20 protein-coding genes are annotated in these 19242 nt (G+C 73.0%); 12 read left to right on the top strand and 8 right to left on the bottom strand.

The features are described 5' to 3' along the window. Positions 1 to 14 precede the first annotated feature (14 nt). The 4 genes from ABCQ75_RS07300 to ABCQ75_RS07315 all read right to left on the bottom strand — a co-directional run bounded on the left by ABCQ75_RS07300 (position 15) and on the right by ABCQ75_RS07315 (position 3119). Positions 15 to 344 carry a hypothetical protein gene (locus tag ABCQ75_RS07300; RefSeq protein ID WP_345884305.1) on the bottom strand — a complete coding sequence of 110 codons (330 nt, stop codon included), beginning with the start codon at positions 342 to 344 and terminating at the stop codon, positions 15 to 17. Then, positions 337 to 738, bottom strand: a complete 402-nt coding sequence (gene fliS, locus ABCQ75_RS07305; protein ID WP_345884307.1) for a flagellar export chaperone FliS — start codon at positions 736 to 738, stop codon at positions 337 to 339. Before fliS ends, ABCQ75_RS07300 begins: the two co-directional genes overlap by 8 nt. Next, positions 735 to 2126 carry a flagellar filament capping protein FliD gene (gene fliD, locus ABCQ75_RS07310; RefSeq protein WP_345884309.1) on the bottom strand — a complete coding sequence of 464 codons (1392 nt, stop codon included), beginning with the start codon at positions 2124 to 2126 and terminating at the stop codon, positions 735 to 737. The genes fliS and fliD overlap by 4 nt, the downstream gene beginning before the upstream one ends. A gap of 156 nt (positions 2127 to 2282) precedes the next feature. Beyond that, positions 2283 to 3119, bottom strand: a complete 837-nt coding sequence (locus ABCQ75_RS07315) for a flagellin N-terminal helical domain-containing protein (RefSeq protein WP_345884311.1) — start codon at positions 3117 to 3119, stop codon at positions 2283 to 2285. Positions 3120 to 3275: 156 nt separating this feature from the next. Here ABCQ75_RS07315 and ABCQ75_RS07320 point away from each other — a divergent pair, with 156 nt between their 5' ends. Together ABCQ75_RS07320 and ABCQ75_RS07325 are read left to right on the top strand one after the other, a co-directional pair. Further along, positions 3276 to 3476: a ribbon-helix-helix protein, CopG family gene (locus ABCQ75_RS07320; protein ID WP_345884313.1), complete on the top strand. Its 201-nt coding sequence runs from the start codon at positions 3276 to 3278 to the stop codon at positions 3474 to 3476. Continuing rightward, the gene (locus ABCQ75_RS07325) at positions 3473 to 3847 is read left to right on the top strand and encodes a type II toxin-antitoxin system death-on-curing family toxin (RefSeq protein ID WP_345884314.1); all 375 of its coding nucleotides are present in this window, start codon (positions 3473 to 3475) and stop codon (positions 3845 to 3847) included. Before ABCQ75_RS07320 ends, ABCQ75_RS07325 begins: the two co-directional genes overlap by 4 nt. 10 nt (positions 3848 to 3857) lie before the next feature. Here ABCQ75_RS07325 and ABCQ75_RS07330 read toward each other — a convergent pair whose 3' ends face one another. Continuing rightward, positions 3858 to 4646, bottom strand: a complete 789-nt coding sequence (locus ABCQ75_RS07330; RefSeq protein WP_345884315.1) for a sigma-70 family RNA polymerase sigma factor — start codon at positions 4644 to 4646, stop codon at positions 3858 to 3860. A 205-nt stretch (positions 4647 to 4851) separates the two neighbouring features. Between ABCQ75_RS07330 and flgN the strand changes: the two genes are divergently transcribed. Genes flgN through ABCQ75_RS07345 form a run of 3 tightly spaced genes read left to right on the top strand, consistent with a single transcriptional unit; the run spans position 4852 to position 7704 of the window. After that, entirely contained in the window at positions 4852 to 5352 is a 501-nt protein-coding gene (gene flgN, locus ABCQ75_RS07335) for a flagellar export chaperone FlgN (protein ID WP_345884316.1), read from the top strand. A 13-nt stretch (positions 5353 to 5365) separates the two neighbouring features. Then, positions 5366 to 6826 carry a flagellar hook-associated protein FlgK gene (flgK, locus tag ABCQ75_RS07340; RefSeq protein ID WP_345884317.1) on the top strand — a complete coding sequence of 487 codons (1461 nt, stop codon included), beginning with the start codon at positions 5366 to 5368 and terminating at the stop codon, positions 6824 to 6826. After that, positions 6823 to 7704 carry a flagellin N-terminal helical domain-containing protein gene (locus tag ABCQ75_RS07345; RefSeq protein WP_345884319.1) on the top strand — a complete coding sequence of 294 codons (882 nt, stop codon included), beginning with the start codon at positions 6823 to 6825 and terminating at the stop codon, positions 7702 to 7704. Before flgK ends, ABCQ75_RS07345 begins: the two co-directional genes overlap by 4 nt. Positions 7705 to 7729: 25 nt before the next feature. Here the strand turns inward: ABCQ75_RS07345 and ABCQ75_RS07350 are convergent, their stop codons facing one another. Further along, positions 7730 to 8935, bottom strand: coding sequence for a type II toxin-antitoxin system HipA family toxin (locus ABCQ75_RS07350; protein WP_345884321.1), 1206 nt, complete (start codon positions 8933 to 8935; stop codon positions 7730 to 7732). Further along, positions 8935 to 9132 (bottom strand): helix-turn-helix domain-containing protein, encoded by a 198-nt coding sequence (locus ABCQ75_RS07355; protein ID WP_345884322.1) that lies wholly within the window; start codon positions 9130 to 9132, stop codon positions 8935 to 8937. The genes ABCQ75_RS07350 and ABCQ75_RS07355 overlap by 1 nt, the downstream gene beginning before the upstream one ends. Positions 9133 to 9427: 295 nt before the next feature. Between ABCQ75_RS07355 and ABCQ75_RS07360 the strand changes: the two genes are divergently transcribed. The 6 genes from ABCQ75_RS07360 to ribD all read left to right on the top strand — a co-directional run bounded on the left by ABCQ75_RS07360 (position 9428) and on the right by ribD (position 16680). Continuing rightward, entirely contained in the window at positions 9428 to 10720 is a 1293-nt protein-coding gene (locus ABCQ75_RS07360) for a Re/Si-specific NAD(P)(+) transhydrogenase subunit alpha (RefSeq protein ID WP_345884324.1), read from the top strand. Continuing rightward, complete coding sequence (locus tag ABCQ75_RS07365; RefSeq protein ID WP_345884326.1) at positions 10720 to 11070, top strand: NAD(P) transhydrogenase subunit alpha part 2; 351 nt, start codon at positions 10720 to 10722, stop codon at positions 11068 to 11070. The genes ABCQ75_RS07360 and ABCQ75_RS07365 overlap by 1 nt, the downstream gene beginning before the upstream one ends. After that, positions 11067 to 12449 carry an NAD(P)(+) transhydrogenase (Re/Si-specific) subunit beta gene (locus ABCQ75_RS07370; protein ID WP_345884328.1) on the top strand — a complete coding sequence of 461 codons (1383 nt, stop codon included), beginning with the start codon at positions 11067 to 11069 and terminating at the stop codon, positions 12447 to 12449. The genes ABCQ75_RS07365 and ABCQ75_RS07370 overlap by 4 nt, the downstream gene beginning before the upstream one ends. Positions 12450 to 12592: 143 nt before the next feature. Further along, positions 12593 to 15277 carry an HAD-IC family P-type ATPase gene (locus tag ABCQ75_RS07375; protein WP_345884330.1) on the top strand — a complete coding sequence of 895 codons (2685 nt, stop codon included), beginning with the start codon at positions 12593 to 12595 and terminating at the stop codon, positions 15275 to 15277. Between the two features lie 114 nt (positions 15278 to 15391). After that, positions 15392 to 16111 carry a GTP cyclohydrolase II gene (locus ABCQ75_RS07380; protein WP_345884331.1) on the top strand — a complete coding sequence of 240 codons (720 nt, stop codon included), beginning with the start codon at positions 15392 to 15394 and terminating at the stop codon, positions 16109 to 16111. Continuing rightward, complete coding sequence (gene ribD, locus ABCQ75_RS07385; protein ID WP_427916064.1) at positions 16108 to 16680, top strand: bifunctional diaminohydroxyphosphoribosylaminopyrimidine deaminase/5-amino-6-(5-phosphoribosylamino)uracil reductase RibD; 573 nt, start codon at positions 16108 to 16110, stop codon at positions 16678 to 16680. The genes ABCQ75_RS07380 and ribD overlap by 4 nt, the downstream gene beginning before the upstream one ends. Before the next feature lie 218 nt (positions 16681 to 16898). Here the strand turns inward: ribD and ABCQ75_RS07390 are convergent, their stop codons facing one another. Next, positions 16899 to 18353, bottom strand: coding sequence for a PucR family transcriptional regulator (locus tag ABCQ75_RS07390; RefSeq protein ID WP_345884333.1), 1455 nt, complete (start codon positions 18351 to 18353; stop codon positions 16899 to 16901). 108 nt (positions 18354 to 18461) lie between these two features. Here ABCQ75_RS07390 and pxpA point away from each other — a divergent pair, with 108 nt between their 5' ends. Then, complete coding sequence (gene pxpA / locus ABCQ75_RS07395) at positions 18462 to 19211, top strand: 5-oxoprolinase subunit PxpA (RefSeq protein WP_345884335.1); 750 nt, start codon at positions 18462 to 18464, stop codon at positions 19209 to 19211. Positions 19212 to 19242: the final 31 nt, after the last annotated feature.

The following is a 19242-nucleotide window of genomic DNA, read 5'->3' on the forward strand; positions in this document are numbered from 1 at the left end:
AGCCCCGGCAGGTGTCAGCCGCGCTCGTCGAGGTATACCGCGCCGGCCCGGGCGGCGCCCCGCACCGGCTGGAGCTGCCTGAGCTCGGCGCCCACCGCGTCCCGGCGCTCGGTGAGCCGGGTCCGCAGGCGGTCCTGCTCCACCACGAGGTGCTGCGCGCGGGCCCGGAACCGCTCGGGCAGGGGGCCGAGGTCTTCGGGCAGCTCCCACAGGTAGCCGGGACCGCCGGTCCAGGCCGCTCCTGCCCATTCCTCGCCCGCCCGGTCCAGCTGGACCTGCGCCGTGAGCAGGCCGTCCTCGATCCGGTCCAGCACCGCAGCCCAGCGGCGGTCCGGCTCACCCACGGCCATGCCCCGCGGCAGCGGCCTCGGCCCACGCGTCGCGCAGCGGCTCGAGGCATTCGGTGCACTCGGCCACGAGTGCGGGGTCCAGCGTGGAGCCGGCGCGCAGGAGCGTCGACGAGACGTAGGTGTAGATGGCCTGGAGGTTCTCTGCACCGTCCCAGAGCTCGGGGCGGAGCGAGGTGGAGAGCGCTCCGATGATCTCCTGGGCGTGCGAGAGCTGCTCGCCCGCCTCGGCACGGCGGCCGGCCGCGAGGTGGTCGTGGGCGCGGGCGAGGTCGGCGAGGAGCCGGTCGTAGAGCATCACGAGCAGCGCAGCGGGGCTCGCGGTGAGCACGGCCTGGCGCTGGAGCTCGCGGGCCTGCTTGGCGTAGGGGGAGGGTGCGCTGGCTGTCATGATTCACTCCCGGAGCTGGCGGTGAGGGCGGCGAGGGATGAGGAGAGGTAGGCCTGCTGGCTGTTGAGTCCGCTGATGGCGGTCTCGAGCCCGGCGTAGATGCGCGTGAGGGTGACGCGGCGCGAGTCGAGGCGCGTCTGCCAGGCCTCGATCTGGTCGTTGTACGTGCGGGCCAGGCCCTGCTGGGACTGGATCTTGAGGGTCAGCGAGCCGTCGAACCGGTCCGAGACGGACTCCGCTGCCGCGGCGACGCGGGCTGAGAGCGCCTCGAGCTGGGCCGAGGCGGCCGCGGGGTCGGCGGCGTAGGCGGCCTCGAACTTCGCCTCGTCGAACAGGAGCGTCCCGTCCTTCTGGACCTTGATCCCGATCTCGATCGGGGACTTGCCGCCCACCGGGTAGGAGGCGGCCTCGAAGAGCGTGCGCTGCACCGTGCGGACGGTGGAGTCGCCCACGAACCTGCCGGCCGTCGTCGTGCCCGTCGTCGCGTTGGAGGAGACCGCGGAGCCGGAGTTGATCGTGGAGAAGACGCCGTTGAGCCCGTCCACGAGAGCCTTGGCCGACGCCGAGACGGCCTTCGCGTCCGGCGTCACGGTGAGCGTCACGGCGGTCGCGGAGACCGCGCTGACCGTCGCGTCGAGGCCGGGGAGGAGGTTGGCGAACGTGTTGCCCGAGGAGGTGAGCGTGGTCGCGGCGCCCGTGCCGGGGTAGAGCGTGACCTGGGCGTCCTGCCCCTGGCTGACGATCGCCGCGCCCGGGGCCGCGAAGAGGTCCGGCGCGATGCCGGCATCGGTGTCCGCGGCCGTGCCGCGGTGGACGGTGAAGGCCCCCGCCGCGCCCTGGGACGTGGCCGTGAACTGGAGGCGGTACTGCTGCGTGCCCGAGCCGTCCACGCCCGCGGCGACCTTGACCGCCGTGACGCCGGCCCCGGCGGCGTTGACGGCGGTCACCATCGCATCGAGGCTCCCGCTCGCGGCCGTGACCTCGTGGCGCACGCCGTCCGTGCCGGTGATGGTGATCGTCGCGGGGGAGTCCGGCCAGCCGGTGCTGTTCGAGTACGCCGCGGTGACTGCGGTGTGCGTCTGCGCGAGGGCGTCCACGGTGAAGGAGACCGAGCCCGCCTGCGCGGTGGGGCGGGCGACGCCGGTCGCGGCCGTGCCGCTCGAGGCGACCGCGAACGCCGTGGTCCCCGTGGGGGTCGCGGTCTTCGCGGCAAGCGTGGCGAGGTCTGCCACCTTCGTGTTGAGGGACTGGAGCGCGCTGATGAACTGCTCGATCCCCGCGGCGCGGCGCTTGAGCACCTGCTGCGGCGCGGCCTCGACGCCCATGAGGGCGTTGATGATCGAGGTTGTGTCGAGGCCCGTGGCGAGGCCGTCGATCGACATGCCCATGGCGGGCCTCCTTTGGCGGTGGGTCTGGCAGGTTGTGGGAGCCGTGCGGTGAGAACTGCCGAGGTGCGGGTGGAAGGCGACCCCGGCCCGGGTGCCCCGATCGCCGCCGGGGGGCGTCGGTGCGGGCGTCAGGGCCGGGGTCGCCGGTCAGGTGTCCTAGCGCAGGAGCTGCAGGACGCCCTGGCCCGTCTGGTTGGCCTGGGCGAGCATCGCCGTGCCGGCCTGCGAGAGGATGTTCGACTTGGTGAACTTGACCATCTCGCCGGCCATGTCCGTGTCGCGGATGCGGGACTCGGCAGCGGAGAGGTTCTCCTGCGAGATCGCGAGCGAGCGCGACGCCGACTCGAAGCGGTTCTGCGCCGCACCGATCGTGGCGCGCTCGGTGGAGATCGACTTGATCTGGGCGTCGACTGCCGTGATCGACGCCGCGGCGTTCGCCGCCGTGTCGAACGTCAGGGCCGCGACCGCAGTGCCGACGGCGCTGACGTTGGCCGTGGTCATGTTGACGGCGATCTGGTCCTCCGCTGCGACGCCGCCGGCGCCGACGTGGAAGGTCATGTTGGCCTGGGCGCCGCCGTCGAGGAGCTTGATGCCGTTGAAGTTGGTGCTGGCGCCAATGCGGGTGAGCTCCGCGGCGAGCTGGTCGGACTCCTTCTTGATGGCCGCGCGGGAGTCGGCGTTGTTGGAGTCGTTGCCAGCCTGGACTGCGAGGTCGCGGACGCGCTGGAGGATCGAGTGGACCTCGGTGAGCGCGCCGTCGGCGGTCTGCAGCACGCTGATCGCGTCCTGGGCGTTGCGTGCGGCGACACCCGAGCCGTTGACCTGCGAGCGGAGGCCCTCGGAGATGGCGAGGCCGGCGGCGTCGTCCGCGGCGCGGTTGATGCGCAGGCCCGAGGAGAGCTTCTCCATCGACTTCGAGATGTCGTTCTGGGTGTTCGAGAGGTTCCGCAGCGCGTTGTTCGCGAACAGGTTGTTGTTGATGATCATGCCCATGGTGATTCCTCCATGATGGTCGGGCTTCGGTCAGAGGCGGCCCGTCCCTGGGCCATCCGCAACCCCCTGTCGGCAGCCGGCCAGATTTGGTGAGCCGATTTCGGTGAACCGCGGATCCCGCGGTTGATACCAATTCGGTACCATGGGCGAGTGGCTATGACTCTGCGTCTCCCTGAAGAACTCGACCGCGAACTCGAACGGCTCGCGGCCGAGAAGCACATGTCAAAGAGCGCGCTTGTGGTCGAGGGCGCGCGGCAGCTCGTCGAACGGAGCCGCCGGGAGTCCCTGATCGAGCAGGGGTTCGCGTTCGCGCTGTCCCATGACCGAGAGGCGCTTCAGCGGCTGGCCGACGCGTGACCGCGTTCCTTGAGCTTGATGACGCCCTCCTCCTCGTCTCGAGGATGGGCTTCCACGTGCGTGATGCAGGCCTGCTCGGCTCGGCTTTAGCCCGTCCAGGCACTGTGGTCATGGGCCGGCCCGCCTACCCGACGCTGCCTCTCCAGGCCGCTGCCCTGCTGGAATCCTCAGCCCGGAACCACCCGCTGGTCGACGGCAACAAGCGCTCCGCGTGGGTCTTCGTCGTTGTCTTCCTTGCCCTGAACGGCTTCGAGCACGATATGAGCGCCGATCAGGTCTTCGATCTCGTGGTGGGCGTTGCTGAGGGCAGCATCGACCTGGGCGCTTCGGCTGAGATCCTGGCTTCCCATTTGCGTCAGACTGGAACCTGACGGTCAGGGGTCACCCCGCCCGGGCCAGGCTCCTCGTGAGGCCGCCCGCGGTCGCCTCGCCCACGGCGTCGAGGTACTCCGCGACCCGCCCGGCTGAGCCCTTCGCGGTCGGCGCGGCGCTGCTTCCCTCGTAGTGCCGCGCGAGCGCGTCGTGCAGCATGCGCAGGGCCTCGCGCCGCAGGTGGGAGACGGCCGACGCCGTGGTCCCCAGTTCCGCGGCGAGTTCCGTCACGGTGCGGTCGCCGAAGTAGACCTCCGCGACCACGTGCCGCATCCGCTCGGGCAGGGCGGCCACGGCCGCGCGCACGTACCCGTCCCGCTCCCCGGCGACCGCAGCCCCCTCCGGCGAGGGCCCGGCGTCGTGCAGGGAGTCCGCGAACGCCTCGTCGAGGGACTCCACGGTGCGTGCCCCGTCCGCCCGCGCGGCCTCCACCTCGGCCCGGTCCACGCCGAGGGCGGAGGCGAGCTCATCCACGCTCGGCACGCGCCCGAGCTCCCGCGTGAGCCTCTCCTCCGCCGCCCGGGACTCCTTGATGCGCCGCCTCGCCCCGCGCGTTGCCCAGTCAGAGGAGCGCAGCTCGTCCGCGACCGCCCCGCGTATGCGCTGTCGGGCATATGCCCCGAACGGCACGCCCAGGGTGGGGTCGAAGGAGCGGGCCGCGGCAGTGAGGGCCACCGCCCCGGCGCCGGCGAGGTCCTCGCGCGGCAGGTGGGGGGCGCGGGCGCACGTCTCGTTCACGATGTACCCGACGAGCGGGAGGTGCTCGAGCACGAGCTCGTCCTGGGCGGAACGGGCCACGGCGTCTCTCCTTCGGTCACGGCCTCGGGCGGGACGCTCACGCACGCCCCGATGGCTCCTATGCGCCCGGACAGCGCCCCGGCTGCAGGGCACGGGACTCCGCCCGCCCGCCTCACCTCCGGCACCGCGCTGCCGACAGGGGACCGCGAGAACTTCACCGCCAGACCCGACCGCGAGGAATCCGGCCCGACGCAAGGAGGCAGACGTGCACCCAGCTCAGACGCTCTCGACGCTCCTGTGGCGCGAGCGCGAGCTGCTCGACCGCCTCACGTACCGGCTCGAGACCGAGCAGCTGCTCATCTCCAGCGGGCACACGCGCTGGATCGGGTTCGCGACCGAGGAGGTCGCCGCCGCCGTGGCCGCCGTGCGGGACGCGGCCCTCGAGACGCAGGCCTCCGCCAGCGCGCTCGCGGGGCTGTGGGGCCTCCCGGACGACGCCGGTCTCCCGGCCCTCGTGGGCGCCGCACCGGAGGACGGGCCGTGGCGCGAGGTCCTGACGGGCCACCTCGAGGCCCTGACGGCCCAGGCCTCCGAGGTCGAGCTCCTGCGGGACGCCAACGCGAAGCTCCTCCGCGCCGCGACGCGGGACGTCCAGGAGACCCTCGCGCAGGCCGCCCCGCAGCAGGGCCCCACGGGCGCGGGCTACGACGCCGCGGGCCACGCCGCGCGCCCCGCCTCCCCCCACTTCCTCGACCAGCGATCGTGAGGACCAGGACCCCATGACGAGCACCTTCGCCACCCTCGGGACCGCGCTCTCGGGCCTCGACGCGGCCCGCACCGCGAACTCCGTGGCCGGCCACAACACCGCCAACGCGGGCACCGCCGGGTACACGCGCCAGCGCGTCGAGACGTCCTCGGCCGCCGCGCCCGCCCGCACCGGCATCGTCGTGGCCCCCGGCGCTGCCGCGGGGCAGGGCATCCGCACCGACGGGGTGAGCCGCCTCGGCGATCCGCTCCTCGACGCCGCCGTGCGCCGCGCCGCAGGCCAGACCGGCGCTGCCGCCGTCCGCGCGGACGCCTTCGCGGGCATCGAGGCGACCCTCCGCGAGCCCGGCCCGGACGGGGTCTCCGCGAAGCTCGCCGACTTCTGGGCGGCGTGGGAGGGCGTGGCCAACCAGCCCGGTCAGGAGCCTCCCGCCGAGGGCCTGCTCCGTGCCGCCGGGGACCTCGTGCAGCAGCTCGCGGCCGGCCGCGCGGAGCTCGAGGGCCAGTGGTCAACGGCCCGCGCGACCCTCGTGCAGGACACCGCCCAGCTCAACGCCATCGCCTCCCGCATCGCCGAGCTCAACCTCGCCGTCCGCTCCGCCGCAGCGGCCGGCCACCCCGCGCTCGAGCTCGTGGACGAGCGCGCGGTCCTCGCGGAGAAGGCCGCCTCCCTGGCCGGCGCCACGGTTCGGCCCGCGGCGGACGGCACCGTGGACGTTCTCGTGGGCGGGATCGCGCTCGTCACGGGCGGCACGGCCCGCAGCCTCGCGGTGGTCGGCGCGGACAGCCTCGACCGCCTCGGCCAGAGTGGCAGTGTCCAGGACGGGCCGGTCCGGATCGAGTGGACGCACCGTCCCGGGGTGGACGCGGCGGTCGACGGCGGCCGCCTCGCCGGCGCCGTCACCGTCCTCGCGCCGGCGGTCGCCACGGGCAGCGGCGTGGGCGGCGGGGGCCCGCTCGCCGAGGCCGTGGCGCACTACGACGCCCTCGCAGCCGACCTCGCCTCCCGCGTCAACGACGCCCACCGCGCGGGCTGGACTCCGGACGGCGCCCCTGCAGGGGACTTCTTCACGCTCGCGCCCGGGCTCCCTGCCGCCGCCGGGCTCACCGTCGCGGTCGTCTCCGCGCGGCAGCTCGCCACCGGGACCGCGGGCGCCGGGCCCCTCGACGGCTCGAACGCCCAGGCCCTCGCCCGCCTCGGGGAGGGCGCCGGCTCCCCGGACGCCGGCTGGAACGCGGGCGTGACGCGCATCGGTGCGGCGTCGTCGTCGGCCGCCTCCCAGGCCTTCCTCGCCGAGGCGACCTCCGCCGCCGCGAAGGGCGCCCAGCTCGCCGGGTCGTCGGTGAGCCTGGACGAGGAGGCCGTGGCGCTCGTCGCCGCGCAGCATGCATACCAGGCCTCGGCCCGCGTCCTCACGGCCGTGGACGAGATGCTCGAGATCCTCATCTCCCAGACCGGAAGGGTAGGCCGATGATCCGCGTCACGGGCCAGACCATGATGCTCTCCGCCCAGCGGGGCCTCGCCGCCTCGCAGGGCCGCCTCGCCGAGCTGCAGGAGCGCTCGCACACGCTCCGCCGCGTGGAGAAGGCCTCCGACGACCCGGTCGCGGCCGCGGGCGCCATGGCCGTGCGCGCCCAGCAGACCGCCTCCGCGCAGCACGCGCGCAACATCGACGACGGCCGCGGCTGGCTCACCACCGTGGACTCCTCCCTCTCCGCCGCCGAGGACATCCTCCAGCGCGTCCGCGACCTGACCGTTCAGGGCGGCGGCAACGGCGCCCTCAACGCCCAGGCCCGCGAGGCCATGGCGATCGAGCTGGACGGCCTCCGCTCCGAGCTCCTCGTCCGCGCCAACACGCAGTACCTGGGGCGCAGCGTGTTCGCCGGCACGTCCGACGCCGCCTCGGCCTTCGCCGCCGACGGCACCTTCGCCGGGGTCCCCGGGACGAGCGTCGAACGGCGCGTCGGGCCGGGCGCGCCCCTGCGTGTGGACGCCGACGGCGCCGCCGCCTTCGGGTCCGGCGCGGGCAGCGCCTTCGAGCTCATCCGCGCGATCGCCGCGGACCTCCGGGCCGGCGTGCCCACCGCCGGGCGGATCGCCGAGGTGGACGCGCGCCTCAAGGCCGTCCTCGACGCCCACGCGGACGTCGGCGTGCGCCACGCCGCCCTCGAGAAGGCCGCCGCCGCCCAGGCCGAGGCCGCCGCACACCTCGAGCACCGCCGCGCCAACCTCGAGGACGCGGACCTGAGCCAGACCATCCTGGACCTGAAGATCCAGGAGACCTCGTACCAGGCCGCGCTCGCGGTCACGGCCAAGGCCCTCCCGCAGTCCCTCCTGGACTTCCTGCGCTGAGCTGGGCCAGGGCGCGCGGCGCTGCTCAGCCGGGCAGGGGCTGGACCCGTTCCAGCTCCTCGTGACGGGTGCGCAGCTCTCGCTGTGCCCGGTGCAGCCGGGTTCCTGAGAAGGGGAGTGCCCCGAGGTCCGCGGTGCGCGCGGCGCGTGCGGCCAGCGCGGCGGCCGAGCGCGCGGCCTTCTCGGGCAGCCCGATGTCCGCGGCGAGGCTCTTCCAGTGGGAGGCCTTGAGCTTCCGGGTCACGCCACCGATCGGCAGGGCCATGGTCTCGTCGTCGTAGAGCAGCGTGCACGGGATGTCGTAGATCGGGGCCACGGAGCCCTTCCCCGGCCGGTCCCACAGGACAGAGATGTTCTTGGCGTGCAGGTCGCCGTTCCCCGTGAGCCAGGCGAACAGGAATTGCATGTACAGGTTCCGGAGCGCGACGGGGCGGGCCGCACAGGCGTCTGCAGCGGCCACGATCAACTGCTCCGTGTCCACCGCGTACTTGGAGGCGGGCAGGACGCCCAGCAGCTGGGCGCCGTCCTCGAGCGGAAGCCGCCGCCACCCCCCGTCCTCGTCCGGTGCGCGATCGAAGCGCCGCACGAGCAGTCCGGGACGACCGGCTGCGTCGTGGTGGACTGAGTGCGCGGCCACCGGCAGGCGCATCTCGGCGGCGGCGCGCAGGTGGAGGGACTCGTTCAGGACCAGATGGCGGTGCTGCGGAGGGTCGAGTTTTAGGATGTACCGACCCTGCCGCGCGGCCAGCGGGGCTGTGAGCATAGAGGCGCTGACCTTGTCCTGCACCCCCGGGAGCCCGTGGAGGTCGAGGGCGACAGCGAGGGCAGAGAAGTCCAGGGCCGCACCGTCGATCTCGGCAAGCACGGGCGGCTCCTCGGGGGCCTGTCCAGCAGGGACGATCTGGACGTCGCCGGGGACGTCGGCGCCGACAGCGAGCAGGACGGTCAGCTCGTCGTCGGGACTGGTCTTGACGGCATTGCGCAGGACGGTGAGGCGGTGTCCCTCGGGAAGGAGCCCGGCGAAGAATGGTGGAAGGCCAACGTGGGCGACGGTAGCCGTGCCCACCGGGAGGGTGGACGCGACCGCAGTTCCCCCGCCCTCGGCGTAGGCGGGGCTGTAGGAGAACTGGATGGCGCCCTGTGGGGTGCGGGAGAGCTGCCCAGCGAGGGTTCCGTTCTTGTAGACGTCAGCCGCAGGCACGAAGCGGAGACCCGCCAGGTCCGGTGCCATCAAAGAGCCGCCAGACGCAGGCCGAGGGCGTTTGCAGCCGCGGAGACTGCGGCGAGGCTGCTGGACCCGCTGCCTGATTCGATGCTGCGCACGGTGCGCTCCGAGATCCCTGCGAGCTCGGCGAGGACCTCCTGGCTGATGCCGGACTCCTTCCGGGCGGCTCGGATGGCGGCACCGATGGCCTCTGGGTCGCTCATGACTGTCCTTTCCGGCAGGATTTCGCCGGTCGAGTTCACGCTGCTGCCCATTCTGGCATCCCAGCACAGATATCGGCAATATTTTGCCGATCTCGGGTCGGATCCGGAGCTTGACGACGCAGCGAGTCCCTGACAGGAAGGATCCTGCCGGCCCATGCTGATGGCCCATCCTGACAGCCCATGCCGCCGCCTGCCCCGAAATGCATCCTCGCCCCCAGCGCGTCCCCGGCATAGACTCGGCCTCACGGGCGGCACATTCGTCACAGGAACACCGCCGCCGGAGCGGAGGCGGAACGTGAGGATCGGCATCGCGAGGGAGCGGCGCCCGGGGGAGCGGCGGGTGGCCGCCACGCCGGAGTCCGTCCGGCACCTGATCGGGCTGGGGCTCGAGGTGCTCATCGAGTCCGGCGCGGGCGAGGCGTCCGGGCACCTGGACGCGGCCTACAGCGAGGCCGGGGCACACGTCGTCGGCCGTCTCGCCATCGCGGAACTGGACCTGCTCGCGCACGTGCGCCCCCTCGACCCCGCCACGGCCGCGGAGCTGCGGAGGGGAACGGTGAGCGTGGGGCTCGCCTCGCCGTCGTCCGAGCTGGCCACCGTGCGAGCGCTCGCCGCGGCGGGCGTCACGGCGTTCTCGCTCGAGCTCGTGCCCCGCATCTCCCGCGCCCAGTCCATGGACGCGCTCACCTCGCAGGCCCTCGTGGCCGGGTACCGCAGCGTGCTCGAGGCCGCCCTCCGCCTGCCGCGCTTCTTCCCGCTCTACATGACCGCGGCGGGGACCATCCCGCCGGCCCGCGTGCTCGTGCTGGGCGCCGGGGTGGCCGGGCTGCAGGCGATCGGCACGGCGAAGCGGCTCGGCGCGCGCGTGTCCGCGAACGACATCCGGCCGGCCTCCGCGGACGAGGTCGCCTCGATGGGCGGCACGTTCATCCGCCTCGACGTGGAGGGGGCCGAGGCCACCGTGGCCGCCGGCGGCTATGCGCGCGAGCTGGCCGCGGACCGGGGCGAGCTCCAGCGCCGCCTGCTCACCCCGCACGTGGCTGATGCGGACGCGCTCATCACCACCGCCGCCGTCCCCGGCCGCCGCGCGCCCCTGCTCGTGACGCTCGAGATGGTCGCGCAGATGCGCCCCGGGTCCGTGGTGGTGGACCTCGCCGCGGAGTCCGGCGGGAATGTCGAGGGCACCGTGGCCGGGCAGGACATCGCCGTGCCCACCGCGGACGGGCGCGGGCACGTCACGCTAGTGGGCCTCGCCGACGCCGCCTCCGCCCTCCCGGCGGACGCCTCCCGGCTGTACGCGAAGAACGTCGCCAACCTCGTGGAGCTCGTCGTGCGCGAGGGGCAGCTCGTGCTGGACTTCGGCGATGAGGTCGTGGCGGGCGCGTGCCTGACGTACGACGGCGTGGTGCGGCACCCGCCCACGGCCGAGGCTCTCGAGGCCCTCGCCGCGGCGGAGGCGGCGCTGCCGGGGGACCACGCGGCCCAGGCAGAACAGACAGCACAGGCTGGGGAGAGGGCGCAGGCCGGGGAGACAGCACACGCCGGGGAGACGGCACAGGCCGGGACGCGCGAGGAGGGAGCTGGCTGATGGGCGGCGTGGAGCTGCTGACGATCACCGTGCTGGCGGTGTTCGTGGGCTTCGAAGTGGTCTCGAAGGTGTCCAGTACCCTGCACACCCCCCTCATGTCCGGTGCCAACGCGATCCACGGCATCATCCTCGTGGGCGCCATCATCGTGGCCGGGCAGGCCGAGGAGCCGTCCGTGCTCGCGGTGGCGCTCGTCGCGGTCGTCCTCGCGACCGTGAACCTCGTGGGCGGGTTCGTGGTCACGGACCGGATGCTGGAGATGTTCCGCGGCCGGAAGCCGGGACCCGCAAGGGGCGGGCCGGCAGCGCCCGGCGGCGGGGCCGGCGTCGGCCGTCAGGAGGCCTCCAAGTGAGCGTCCTCGACCCGGCCTGGACCGCGCTGCTCTACCTCGCCGCGGCCGTCTGCTTCGTCCTGGCCCTCAAGGGACTCTCCTCGCCGCGGCACGCGCGCCGCGGCAACCTCGTGGGCGCGGCCGGTGCGGCGCTCGCGGTGGTCACCGTGTTCCTCTCCGCACGGCTCGAGAACATCCCGTGGATCCTCGCGGCGGTCGCCGTGGGCTCGGCCATCGCGGCGCCCGTGGCACGCACGGTCAAGATGACCCAGATGCCGCAGCTCGTGGCCCTGTTCAACGGGGTGGGCGGCGGGGCGGCAGCGCTCGTGGCGCTGCTCGAGCTCCCGCATGCTGCCGGGGCTGGGGACGTGTGGATGCGCCTCGCGATCGTCTTCACGCTCCTCATCGGCGCCGTGTCCTTCGCGGGCTCGGCCGTGACGTTCGCCAAGCTGCAGGAGCTCATGACCACCCGGCCCGTCCTGTTCCCCGGCCTGCCCGTGGTGATGGGCGCGGTGCTGGTCGGCGCGCTCGGGTGCGCGGCCGCCGTCGTGCTCCTGGGGAGCTACCCGCTCGCGCTCGCGCTGCTGGGGCTGGGGCTCGTGGCCGGCGTGCTGCTCGTGCTGCCGGTGGGCGGGGCGGACGTGCCGATCGTCATCTCGCTGCTCAACGCGTTCACGGGCCTGGCCGTCGCGGCGAGCGGGCTCGTGCTCGGGAACGTGCTGCTGGTCGTGGCCGGCACGCTCGTGGGCGCATCCGGCACCATCCTCACCCGCGCCATGGCGGCGGCGATGGGCCGCAGCGTCTCCGGCATCCTCTTCGGCGCGTTCAAGGGAGGCTCGACGGCGGGGTCCACCGCGGTCTCGGACCGCCCCGTCCGCTCGGGGAGCGCGGAGGACGTGGCCGTGCTGCTGGGGTACGCGCAGCGGGTGATCATCGTGCCCGGATACGGCCTCGCCGTCGCCCAGGGCCAGCACACCGCCGCCGAGCTCGCCACGGCGCTCGAGGCCCGCGGCACCGAGGTCGCGTTCGCCATCCACCCCGTGGCCGGGCGCATGCCCGGGCACATGAACGTGCTCCTCGCCGAGGCGGACGTGCCGTACGAGGCCCTGCGCGAGATGAGCGAGATCAACGGCGACTTCAAGCACGCGGATGTCGCGCTCGTCGTCGGCGCCAATGACGTGGTGAACCCGGCCGCGAAGTCCACCCCCGGCTCGCCCATCTACGGGATGCCCATCCTCGAGGTGTCCGAGGCGCGGCAGGTGGTGTTCCTCAAGCGGTCCATGCGCCCGGGCTTCGCCGGGATCGAGAACGAGCTGCTCTACGAGTCCCAGACCACGCTCCTGTTCGGCGACGCGAAGGAGTCCCTCGCCAAGGTGCTCGCGGCGGTCAAGGGGCTGTAGCGGCCCGGCGGGGCTGGCGCTGCAGGCACGTGACCTTCGCCTCTGTCAGACCCGCACGGGACCCCACAAGGCTGGATTCGGGACCCCACAACGGGAGGGACGGGACCCCACAACGGGAGGCGGGGAGAGGCGGAGGGGGAGCGGTGAGCGAGAACCACCACCACGGACTGAGCGTGCATGAAGTGGTCCTGCTCCTCGAGACCGACCCCCACCGGGGCATCGCCGAGGAGGAGGTGCTGCGCCGCCGCGCGCAGTTCGGCCCCAACGAGCTCCCCGGCGTGCGCGGCCACGGGGTGCTGCGCCGCATCTTCAGCCAGCTCAACAGTCCCCTCGTCTACGTGCTCCTCGCCGCTGGCGCGGTGACCACGGCGTTCGGCAAGGCGGTGGACGCGACGGTGATCTTCGCCGTCGTGCTCGTGAACACCGTGGTGGGGTACATCCAGGAGTCCCGTGCCGAGTCCGCGCTGGACGCCCTGCGCACCATGGTGACCACCCCGGCCACGGTGGTGCGGGAGGGCCGGCGCCAGACCGTCCCCTCCGAGGACCTCGTGCCCGGGGACCTCGTGCTCCTCGAAGCGGGGGACAGGGTGCCCGCGGACGCCCGGCTCGTGGGGCACGCCGAGCTGCGCGTGGACGAGTCGACGCTCACGGGCGAGTCCGAGCCGGTGGCCAAGGACGAGACCGTCCTGCCCGTCCCCACCCCGGTGGCGGACCGCCGCAACATGGTCTACAGCGGCACGCTCGTCACGGCGGGCACGGGCGCGGCGGTCGCGGTCGCGACGGGCGCGGAGACCGAGATCGGCCAGATCCACCGCCTCGTCGGCGCGGTCCGCGGCGTCACCACGCCGCTCACCCAGAAGCTCGCACGCTTCAGCGCGTTCCTCACGGTCGCGATCCTCGTGCTCGCCGCGCTCACGTTCGCGGTGGGCGTGGCCCGCGGCCAGCACCCGGTGGACATGTTCACGGCCGCCGTGGCGCTCGCGGTCGGCGCGATCCCGGAGGGGCTCCAGGCGGCGGTGACCGTGACGCTCGCGATCGGCGTGAGCCGCATGGCCCGCCGCCGCGCCGTGGTGCGCAGGCTCCCCGTCGTGGAGACCCTCGGCAGCACCACGGTGATCTGCTCGGACAAGACCGGCACGTTCACCGAGAACCAGATGACCGTGCGCCACGTGTGGACCCCCGCCGGCACGTACCTCGTCGCGGGAGCGGGGCACGCGCCGGAGGGGGCGGTCACCGACGCGGGAGGGCGCGCCGTCGTGCTCGCGGCGCACGACGACGGCGGGCCGCTCCGCCTGGCCCTCGCCGCCGCCGCGGTGTGCGGGGATGCGACGCTGAGCAGGCACGACGGCGGGTGGCACCTCTCGGGCGACCCCACCGAGGCGGCGATGGTCGTTGCGGCGGCGAAGGCCGGGCTGACCCGGGAGGCGTGGGAGGCGGAGCGGCCGCGGACCGGCTCGGTGCCGTTCAGCTCGGAGCGGCAGTACATGGCCACCGCGCACCGGGACCCGCTCACGGGCGGCGGGACAGTGTTCGCGAAGGGCTCGGTGGAGGCGATCCTGCGGCTGTGCTCCGGGCAGCTTGCGGCGGACGGCTCGGTGGAGCCCCTCGACCCCGACGCCGTGCACGAGGTTGCCGCCGAACGCGCCGCGGAGGGCCTGCGCGTCCTCGCCACCGCCGTGCGGTGGCAGGACGGGGCCGGCGTCGACGAGGCCTCGCTGCCCGGGTCCATGGTGCTCACGGGCCTGTTCGCCATGCAGGACCCGCCGCGGGAGGCCGCCGCCTCCGCCGTGCGGGCGTGCCACGAGGCCGGGATCGCGGTGAAGATGATCACCGGCGACCACGCCGCGACCGCCACCGCGATCGCCCGGCACGTGGGACTCGCGGACGGCAGCGTGCTCACCGGCCCGCAGCTCGCGGTGCTCGCTGGCATCGACTTCGACGACGCCGTGGAGGACGCGCGCGTGTTCGCTCGCGTCTCGCCGGAGCAGAAGCTGCGCCTCATCGAGTCCATGCAGTCCCGCGGGCACATCGTGGCCATGACCGGCGACGGCGTCAACGACGCCCCTGCGCTGCGGCAGGCGGACATCGGGATCGCGATGGGACGGGGCGGGACCGAGGTGGCCAAGGAGGCCGCGGACATGGTCCTCACCGACGACGACTTCTCCACGATCGAGGCCGCGGTCGAGGAGGGCCGCGGGGTGTTCGACAACCTCACGAAGTTCATCGTGTGGACCCTTCCGACCAACATGGGCGAGGGCCTCGTGATCCTCGTGGCGATCATCGCCGGGACCACGCTGCCGATCCTCCCCACGCAGATCCTCTGGATCAACATGACCACGGCCGTGCTGCTCGGGCTCATGCTCGCGTTCGAGCCCAAGGAGCCCGGGATCATGGCCCGGCCGCCCCGGGCACCGGACCGCCCGCTCCTGACCGGTCCGCTGCTGCGGCGCACGGCCCTCGTCTCGGCGCTCCTGCTCGGGGCGACGTGGGCGGCGTTCCACTGGTCGCTCGGCCAGGGCGCGTCCGAGGCCGAGGCCAGGACGCTCGCGGTGAACCTCTTCGTGGCGGTCGAGGCCGTGTACCTGTTCGGGTGCCGGTCGCTGCGGGGGCCGGGGCAGCCGGGCGGGCTGTTCGGGAACCGCTGGCTCATCCTCGGGGTGGGGATCCAGGCTCTCGCCCAGCTCGTGCTCACCTATGTCCCGGCGATGAACCACGTCTTCGAGACCGCGCCCCTCAGCGGAGCCGAGTGGCTCGTGGTCCTAGCCGCCGCCGCCGCGGCCGGCCTCCTCGTCGCGGCGGACAAGAGGCTGGGCTCCACGGCGTTCTGAGGCGTGCGCCGCCAACGCTTGAACCTTCATCCATCGGCGTCTAGTATTGGTTGAAGCTTCAATCAATTTGGCGGACCGGACGGTCCGCCCCCACCGTCCAGCACTGGAGGGACCATGAACACTCCGGCCACCGTCCGCACCAGGGTCCGCGTGCCGCTGCGCTTCCCCGACGGCTACGAGACCACCGCGGACGTCTTCACGTTCCACGGCCTCGCCGACGGCCGCGAGCACCTCCTGCTCGGCCTCGGCGACTGGGAGCAGGCGCCGGCGGGCCAGCGCGATGCCGGCCAGCGCGGCCGCGTGCCGCTCGTCCGACCGCACAGCGAGTGCCTCACGGGGGACGTGTTCGGCTCCCAGCGCTGCGACTGCGGCCCCCAGCTCCGCGAGGCCGCCGAGCGGATCACCGAAGCCGGCGGCTTCCTCCTCTACCTGCGCCAGGAGGGCCGCGGGATCGGCCTCTACGCCAAGCTGGACGCCTACGCGCTCCAGGACGCGGGCCTGGACACCTACGAGGCCAACACGGCCCTCGGCCACGGCGAGGACGAACGCGACTACACGCCCGCCGCGCAGATGCTCGCCGCGCTCGGAGTGGACCGGATCCGGCTCCTGAGCAACAACCCGGACAAGGCCGCACAGCTCGAGGGCCTCGGCGTCTCGGTCGCCGAGCGCGTCCCGACCGGCGTGCACGCCTCGCCCGCGAACATCCGCTACGTCGAGGCCAAACGTGACCGCACCGCCCACAGCATCGATCTCGACGCTGTGCATGCCAGTTCCTCCGAGGGCCCGGCCGCCGCATCCCGCGGCGGCGCGCTTTCCCTGGCGGTGACGGCGTGACGGAGGTCCTTGCCGCTCCCGCTGAGACTGTTCGCGCCGACTCCGTGCACGCCGAACCCCCGACCGCCGGCGGGCCGACCACCGCCGCGGCCCTCGGCGTCGTGCGCTACACCGCACCTGAGGCGATGCGCCGCGCCCTCGCGCTCGCTGCGACCCCCGGCGTGCCGCTGGGGCCGAACCCGCGCGTGGGCTGCGTGATCCTCGCGGACGACGGCGGGCTGGTCGCCGAGGGCTTCCATCGCGGCGCCGGGACCGCGCACGCCGAGGTGGACGCGCTCGCCCGTGCCGGGGACGCCGCGCGGGGAATGACAGCGTTCGTGACGCTCGAGCCGTGCAACCACACCGGGCGGGCCGGACCATGCGCGCAGGCGCTCATTGCGGCCGAGGTGCGGCGGGTGGTGTACGCGCTCGCGGACCCCAACCCGCTCGCGCGCGGCGGTGCGGAGACGCTGCGCGAGGCCGGGATCGAGGTCGAGGGCGGGCTGCTCGAGGCCGAGGCCCGCGAGCTCAATGCCGGCTGGCTTGCGGGGATCCGCGGGACTGCAGCCGTCGCGCCGCAGCCCGCATAGGGGTTCTGGCCGTTCCTATGGGGGGTGGCCAGACTCGAGGACGGCCGGACCCTTCGCCGGCAGTCCACAGGCCTGGCTGGCGCCTCTGGGGGGAGCGGCCATCCATGGGGGAGATGGGGCCGCCCGGCCGGTGGCAGGGCGGCCCGATCTCTGTGGCCCGCAGGGCGTTCGATGCCGCAGCCCGCGCGCCCAGGTGATGCCGTGCCGGGTGAGTCCGATCAGTGGTGGGTGGGTTCTTCGAGGAGCCGGAGGGCAAGCGCGCAGGTCGCCAGAGCCTCTCCATCCGTGAGGTCGAGTCCGAGGGCCTGCTCAATCCGCCTCAGGCGGTACGAGAGCGTGTTCCTGTGGATGTAGAGCTCCTCGCAGACCGCTCGAGTGCTGCCCGCGTGGCGGAGGTATGACCGGAAGGTGGGCAGGAGAGCGCCGTTCGAATCATTGGGGCCGAGGGGGGCGAGGAGTTTGCGCGCCATGGCAGTCAGGCCTGCGCTGGGAAGGCCTTGGACGATTGCGGTCAGATCGACCGCCGGCGCGGAAAGCACGCCTGGGGGCCCGATCTGGCGTCTCGCGACTTTGAGGGAGAGCGGGAGCTCGTCCATCTCGCCGGATTCGGCCACGACGATCGAAAGCTCGTCGGTGTTCGGGAAGAGGGACCGGGCCACGTCCAGGAGCGGCGCTTCGCCGAGGGGGGACTGCACGAGCAGGGTCGTGAGATCCGGCTCTTCGAGGAACCGCACCGTTTCGAACGAGTCCTCCAGCCGGACCCGCGCACGCCATGCCAGGGCGCGCAGGGTGAAGCGGTCGATGCCCCCGATCCTGTGCAGCAGGAGGGCTCCCCAGGGCGCCGCGGGGTCGAACCCGGTCTCGGCGGCCAACCGCTCCAAGACGGCCGTCGGCGCGGGGCGTTCTTCGTAGAGGGCGTCCATGAACCGGGCGGCCTCCCGGGAGTGCATCGGGCTCCGCGATCCCAGCGTGTAGCTCAGCTGAACCGCGAGCACAGCGCCGACCGGACCGAGCAGGGGCTGCAGGAGGACGTCGCTCCCGACTCCCTGCACTTGGAGGCGGAAGGAACGGGCACCGCCGCTAGGGAGCCGCAGCGTCGATCGGGCACTGGCCGCTGGGGCTGTCCCTGCATAGACGAGCTCGAACCCGCTCTCGTCCAGTACGGCGACCCGTGCCCGGATCGTCTCGGCGACCTTGGCGAGGACACTGTGCAGCGAGCGCCCTTCGGTCGCGAGCCGTGTGCATTCGTCTGCGAGATCCCACCCGCGCCGGAGCTCGTCGTAGCGTTCGGCGGCGAGGCTCTGCTCCACCTGGCGCATGACGAGCACGAAAGGAATGTCCGGCGGGAGCTCGAAGAGGGGAAGACCGTGGTGCTCACAGGCCCGCAGGAGCCCCTCGGGGAGTTCGCGGTGGGCGCTCCCGGTGCTGAACACGAGACCCGCCACGGGCACGTCGACGAGCCGCTCCACATAGGCGTCCCAGATCCGGTAGTCCCGGACGTTCAGGCCCATTCCGCTGGTGAGGACGAGGGCGTTCACGCTCAGGAAGGGGCTCGGATCCATGTGCTCGGTGGGGGCGCACCACGCGATGGGACGGTTCAGGCGTTCGGGAGGTCCGGGCACCCGCAGGCGCAGGTCTACTCCCGGGAGGGCGGTCAGGTCGTGAAGTCGCATGCGGGCCTTGCTCATCGCGGAGACAGTGCACTCAGCATAGTCACCGCCGTTCGATTTGGCGGGATGCACGATTCCGAGGGGGCAATCGATTGGTCTAGCGTGATCGGCATGACAGAGACTGTGACCCGAAGCACTCGATCCCGTGTGCTTCTGAACTCGGATATGGGTGAGGGCGTGGGCCTTCACGAGTTCGGCAACGACGTTGAGCTGATGCGCTTGATCGACGTCGCGAACGTCGCCTGCGGCTACCACGCGGGGGATCCGGACGTCATGAACCGCACGGTCGGACTGGCCGCCGAACACGGGGTCGCAGTAGGCGCTCACCCAGGGCTTCCGGACCCGGTCGGCTTCGGCCGCCGCCGCATGGCACTCCAGCCGGAGGAAGTGGAGTCGATCATCCTGTACCAGGTGGGCGCGCTCACAGCGTTCCTGGCCAAGCACGGCCTCGAGCTGAACCACATCAAGCCCCACGGCGCCCTCTACGGCATGCTCGCCGGCGACGAGGAGCTCATGGCGGCTGCGGCGTCGACTGCGAAGCAGTTCGGGGTTCCGTTCTACGGCCTCGCCGGCACCCAGCACGAAGCGGTCTGCCGGGACCTCGGCGTCGAATTCGTCCCCGAGCTCTACGTCGACCTCAACTACGGTCCTGAGGGCCAGCTCCTCATCCAGCGCCGGCCGGAGCCCACGGATCCGGCCTCCGCCGCGGAAAGGGTAAGGCGAGCCGTCGCCGGGCAGCCCGTCCTCGCCGTCGACGGCACCGAACTGGACATCACCTTCGCGAGCATCTGCGTCCACTCGGATGCGCCGAACTCCGTCGCGGTGGCCTCCGCCGTCCGCGACGTCCTCACCGACCGCTGATCCACACAGCAGGAAGCAGGAAGCACAGACC

The organism is Sinomonas halotolerans (genome assembly GCF_039615075.1).
GTDB lineage: Bacteria > Actinomycetota > Actinomycetes > Actinomycetales > Micrococcaceae > Sinomonas > Sinomonas halotolerans.

What these genes read in the sequence shown, in the direction of transcription:
- ABCQ75_RS07380 (WP_345884331.1), top strand. Translation starts at nt 15,392, where the DNA reads ATGAACACTCCGGCCACCGTCCGCACCAGGGTCCGCGTGCCGCTGCGC.
- ABCQ75_RS07350 (WP_345884321.1), bottom strand. Translation starts at nt 8,935, where the DNA reads ATGGCACCGGACCTGGCGGGTCTCCGCTTCGTGCCTGCGGCTGACGTC.
- ABCQ75_RS07315 (WP_345884311.1), bottom strand. Translation starts at nt 3,119, where the DNA reads ATGGGCATGATCATCAACAACAACCTGTTCGCGAACAACGCGCTGCGG.
- ABCQ75_RS07390 (WP_345884333.1), bottom strand. Translation starts at nt 18,353, where the DNA reads ATGCGACTTCACGACCTGACCGCCCTCCCGGGAGTAGACCTGCGCCTG.
- ABCQ75_RS07345 (WP_345884319.1), top strand. Translation starts at nt 6,823, where the DNA reads ATGATCCGCGTCACGGGCCAGACCATGATGCTCTCCGCCCAGCGGGGC.
- fliS (WP_345884307.1), bottom strand. Translation starts at nt 738, where the DNA reads ATGACAGCCAGCGCACCCTCCCCCTACGCCAAGCAGGCCCGCGAGCTC.
- ABCQ75_RS07320 (WP_345884313.1), top strand. Translation starts at nt 3,276, where the DNA reads ATGACTCTGCGTCTCCCTGAAGAACTCGACCGCGAACTCGAACGGCTC.
- flgK (WP_345884317.1), top strand. Translation starts at nt 5,366, where the DNA reads ATGACGAGCACCTTCGCCACCCTCGGGACCGCGCTCTCGGGCCTCGAC.
- ABCQ75_RS07355 (WP_345884322.1), bottom strand. Translation starts at nt 9,132, where the DNA reads ATGAGCGACCCAGAGGCCATCGGTGCCGCCATCCGAGCCGCCCGGAAG.
- ABCQ75_RS07365 (WP_345884326.1), top strand. Translation starts at nt 10,720, where the DNA reads ATGGGCGGCGTGGAGCTGCTGACGATCACCGTGCTGGCGGTGTTCGTG.
- pxpA (WP_345884335.1), top strand. Translation starts at nt 18,462, where the DNA reads ATGACAGAGACTGTGACCCGAAGCACTCGATCCCGTGTGCTTCTGAAC.
- fliD (WP_345884309.1), bottom strand. Translation starts at nt 2,126, where the DNA reads ATGGGCATGTCGATCGACGGCCTCGCCACGGGCCTCGACACAACCTCG.